The organism is Methyloceanibacter sp., from assembly GCF_051306395.1.
Classification (GTDB): Bacteria; Pseudomonadota; Alphaproteobacteria; order Rhizobiales; family Methyloligellaceae; genus Methyloceanibacter.
The window spans coordinates 1-4,239 of sequence record NZ_JBPPND010000093.1; the positions used below are offsets into that span (position 1 = coordinate 1).

Annotated in this window: 5 protein-coding genes; 3 read left to right on the forward strand and 2 right to left on the reverse strand. The window is 64.9% G+C overall.

Annotated features, from left to right (window positions below):
* On the reverse strand, positions 1-253 hold a 253-nt coding region (locus tag ACSLE4_RS05275), incomplete at its 3' end, for a cytochrome ubiquinol oxidase subunit I (protein ID WP_435903431.1).
* A gap of 208 nt (positions 254-461) precedes the next feature.
* On the opposite strand from ACSLE4_RS05275, the gene ACSLE4_RS05280 reads away from it, so the two are divergent.
* From ACSLE4_RS05280 to ACSLE4_RS05290, 3 genes are read left to right on the forward strand one after another with little or no spacing between them, the layout of a single operon-like run.
* A complete protein-coding gene (locus ACSLE4_RS05280; protein ID WP_435903432.1) occupies positions 462-1,397 on the forward strand; it encodes a methyltransferase in 936 nt (311 codons plus the stop codon).
* A gap of 5 nt (positions 1,398-1,402) precedes the next feature.
* Positions 1,403-2,329, forward strand: coding sequence for an iron-containing redox enzyme family protein (locus tag ACSLE4_RS05285; RefSeq protein WP_435903433.1), 927 nt, complete (start codon positions 1,403-1,405; stop codon positions 2,327-2,329).
* Between the two features lie 19 nt (positions 2,330-2,348).
* On the forward strand, positions 2,349-3,641 hold the full coding sequence (locus tag ACSLE4_RS05290; protein WP_435903434.1) for a hypothetical protein: 1,293 nt from the start codon (positions 2,349-2,351) through the stop codon (positions 3,639-3,641).
* Here the strand turns inward: ACSLE4_RS05290 and ACSLE4_RS05295 are convergent.
* Positions 3,638-4,239 (reverse strand): cryptochrome/photolyase family protein (locus ACSLE4_RS05295; RefSeq protein ID WP_435903435.1); only part of this gene is annotated, 602 nt, incomplete at its 5' end. The genes ACSLE4_RS05290 and ACSLE4_RS05295 overlap by 4 nt on opposite strands.

Below are 4,239 nucleotides of genomic sequence, written 5' to 3' on the forward strand. Positions count from 1 at the left end.
TCCAATTGGTGCCGAACTCGTAGGACATGACCACGCCGGAGACCACGCCCATGCCGAAGGAGATGGCGAAGATCTTGATCCAATGGCGGGAGATGTCGGCGTAGATTTGCTTGCCGGTCTTGAGCCACAGCGCCTCGAGCACCATGAGCCAGGCGGCCAGGCCGATGGTGAAGGACGGAAAGATGATGTGGAAGGAGATCGTGAAGGCGAATTGAATTCGCGAGAGAAGTAGCGGGTCGAGTTCGGAGAACATCCTACGTTTCCCACCTGCCCAGTCGAAGGCCGCCTTCCATGGCGACTCATCACGTTGCGGACCAGATTAGCCTAGGTTTCGCCTTGAACCTAGGCGCCGCATCGTCGCGTCCCCAACTGAACGCTCGGCGGCGTCATCGGCGGCATTGACAAAAATCAGGCCAATGACGCCTTAGTCGCGTGGACAAACAGCAGTTTGGTGTCTGGACATGGACAGGACAGGCGCGGCCTTGGTCGAGCTCGGCAGGATGCTGCAAGCGAGCAGCTACCGGTTCGTGACGGTTACGCCGGCGACCCATGAACGCGTGCTGGCCCGCGGCGGCGAGGCCGCGTCGTTGGAGGACGTCTTTGGCTGGAACCTGCCGTTCGCTTCCGGCCTGCTCGGCGAGGCGATGATGAACGTGCTCGCGGAGGCTGGCGGCCTTGTGGAGGAGAAGGGCAGCTACCGGGCGCGGCTCCGCTACGCCACGGCCGGCGATCTCCAGTTCGCCCATTCCGGCTTTCCAACGACGGCTCAGGACGCCGTCTTCTTTGGGCCGGACACCTATCGCTTCCTCAGGCTGCTCGACGGCGCGATAAGCGATCTTGCCGCGCGCGGACCCATCCTGCTCGTGGACATCGGCTGCGGCAGCGGGGCAGGCGGCATCCATGCGGGCCGGCTGCTTGCGCCGGGAAGCGAGATCGTCCTTGCCGACATCAACCCAAGCGCTCTCCAATTCGCCGCGGCCAACGCCGGGCTTGCGGGCGTCACGAGCGCAAGGACGGCTTTGAGCGACGTCCTGACCGGGGTCGATGGCGCGCCGGACGTCGTGATCGCCAACCCGCCTTACCTGGTGGACGACGATGAGCGGCTCTACCGCCACGGGGGCGGCGCGCTCGGCATCGCGCTCGCCGGGCGGATCGTCGCCGAGGCGCTCGACCGGCTGAAGCCGGGAGGACGGCTCGTTCTCTATACCGGCACGCCAATCGTGGCCGGGGCCGACCCGTTTTTTCAAAGTGTTCAAGGGCTACTGCAACTTCGGGCGGCCCACTTTCGTTATGAGGAGATCGATCCCGACGTGTTCGGCGAGGAGCTCGAGAAGCCTGCCTACGGGAAGGCGGATCGGATCGCCGCCGTCGGTCTCATAACCACAAAACGAGGATGACGCCCGTGACGCCTACTGACCTATCCTGGACCGAGCATGCGGATGCTTTGGACGGATCAGACTTCGTACGCTTTCATACAGAGCTCGCCAAATACAACGGCGCACAGATCGAGCCGGGATTTCCCTCCCGGACATGGCGAGAGGAGCTTGAGGGGCTCGCACGGGCCATGCGCGCCGAAGGCGAGTATGTGGAGGCCGCTCGGGCTGCGGTCGAGCCCCTTCTTTCCGATATCCCGACGGACGTCGACGGCTTCATCGCCTGGTTCGAGGATTTGCGCGAGACCGGGCCCGGGCAGGGTGACCCGCTCTTTCCCTGGCTCGCTGAGGAGGCGACACGCGATGACATGCTGTGGTTCCTCACTCAGGAGGTCGCGGGCGAAGCTGGCTTCGACGATCTCCTCGCCATGACGCAGGTGAAGATGCCGATCGCGGCCAAGCTCGAGATGGCGCGCAACTACTGGGACGAAATGGGCCGCGGCCGCGAAAGCGCCATGCACGGACCGCTGCTGGAACGCCTCGTCGACTTTCTCGACATCGATGCGAGGCCCGAGCGCGTCGTGCCCGAGTCGCTCGCGCTTGGCAACGCCATGCTCGCCATGGCGCGCAGCCGCCGCTACTGCTTCCAGTCGGTGGGTGCCCTCGGCGTGATCGAGATGACGGCCCCGACCAGGGCCGGCTTCGTTGCCGACGGACTGAAGAGGTTGCGCGTGCCTACCAAGAAGCGCCTTTACTTCACGCTTCACGCGGTGCTCGACATCAAGCATTCCGAATGCTGGAACCGCGAGGTGCTGCGGCCGCTCGTGGCCGAGGACCCCAGTCGTGCGGTCGCGATAGGCGAAGGCGCGCTCCTGAGGTTGTGGCACGGCGCGCGCTGCTTCGAGCGCTATCGCCGGCATTTCGGCTTCGATAACCGGCGCAGCGAGGCCGCTTAGCGTTGCGGAGCGCCGGCTAATGCGCTTCCTCGGGATCGGCGACAGCGGCGATCTGTCCTCGCTGTATTTGCGCCTCGCCGCCGACGGGCACGAGGTCAAGGTCCATATCGCCGATTCCCTGTCTAGCGATACGCTCGCCGGCCTCATCGAGCGCGTGTCTTCATGGGAGGCTGAACTCGATTGGGTACGCGCGGCCGGCCTCGACGGCTACATCCTGTTCGAGAATGTCGGCGCCGGGCGGGGCGCGGTTCAGGACCGGCTGAGGCGCGAAGGTTTAAACGTCATCGGCAGCAGCGACTACGGCGCACGGCTCGAGAACGACCGCGCCTATGCGCAAGGGCTTCTCGCCGAGCTCGGCTTCCGCACGGCGCGGGTCGAAAGCTTTTCCGACATGGAGGCCGCGCGCGCCTATATTGCCGAGCACCCGGCGCGCTACGTGCTGAAGGCGAACGGACCGGACGCGGTTAGCTACGTGGGACGGCAGGCCGACGGGGAGGACGTTCGTCACGTGCTCGCTGCCGATCCGCGCTATGCCGGCACGAGCTTCATCCTCATGGACTTCATCGACGGCGTCGAGATGGGCGTCGGCGCCTACTTCAACGGCGTCGAGTTCCTCGAGCCCGCCTGCCTCGACTGGGAGCACAAGCGCTTCTTCCCCGGCGATCTCGGCGAGTTGACCGGCGAGATGGGAACCGTCGTCACCTATGATCGCAGCAGGACGTTCTTCGAGCGGACACTCGCCAAGATGCGGCCCTACCTCGCCGAGCACGGCTATTGCGGCTACATCAACCTCAACACCATCGTGAATGAGGACGGCATATGGCCGCTCGAGTTCACCTGCCGCTTCGGCTATCCCGGTTACGCCATTCTCGAGCCGCTGCAACGCACATCCTGGGCCGATCTGTTCGGGGCCATGATCCGCCGCACGCAGCTCCAATTCGAGACCGAACCTGGCTTCTGCGTCGGCATCGTCGTCACCACGCCGCCCTTTCCTTATTCCCGGGAGCAGGTCGCCGAACCCGTCGGGCTGCCGATCCTGTTCGACGGCGGTCTATCCGAAGCCGAGCAAATGCATGTTCACTACGGCGAGGTCGCCGCGCAGGGCGATATGCTCGTAACGAGCGGCGCGAGCGGTTACACGCTCGTGGTCACAGGCGCCGGCGAAACCATTGCGATTGCGCGCGCCGCCGCGGTTGCCCTTGCGGACAAGGTGATGGTGATGAATGCCCGTTATCGGCGCGATATCGGCGACAAGCTGATCGCCGGCGACTTTGCACGGGTCGCAGCGTTCGGCCTACTCGATCCGCTCTAGCGCTTTATCTTGTCGTGGGCGCGGAGGGCGCGGGCGCGCGCCGCGGCATGATCGACGATCGGCTCGGGATAGCTCTCCCCGAGCACAACACCCGATTGCGCGAGCACCATTTCCGGCGCCTCCCATGGGGCGTGAATGCCCGCCGCGGGAAGTTCGGCCAGCTCCGGCACCCATTGGCGGACATAGTCGCCGTCCGGATCGAATTTCCGGCCTTGGAGGATGGGATTGAAGACGCGAAAAAAGGGCGCCGCGTCCGTGCCGCAGCCCGCGACCCACTGCCAGCTCGCGGCATTGTTGGCGAGATCGGCATCCACCAGCGTATCCCAAAACCAGGCTTCACCCATTTGCCAGGGCAGCAGTAGATGCTTCACGAGAAAGGAGGCCACGATCATACGCGCGCGGTTGGGCATCCACCCCGTATGCCAAAGCTGGCGCATGGCGGCATCCACGACAGGATAGCCTGTCTCCCCGCGCTGCCAGGCGCGCAGCGCTTGTCTGTCTTCCCGCCAAGGAAAGTCCGCGAACTCGGGGCGCAGCGGCTTCTCCGGCATTTCGGGGAAGCGATAGAGCAAGTGGTAGGAGAATTCGCGCCAGCCGA

Bases quoted from the DNA above. Each gene is read 5' to 3' on its own strand.
- ACSLE4_RS05280 (WP_435903432.1), top strand. From the start codon at position 462: ATGGACAGGACAGGCGCGGCCTTGGTCGAGCTCGGCAGGATGCTGCAA.
- ACSLE4_RS05290 (WP_435903434.1), top strand. From the start codon at position 2,349: ATGCGCTTCCTCGGGATCGGCGACAGCGGCGATCTGTCCTCGCTGTAT.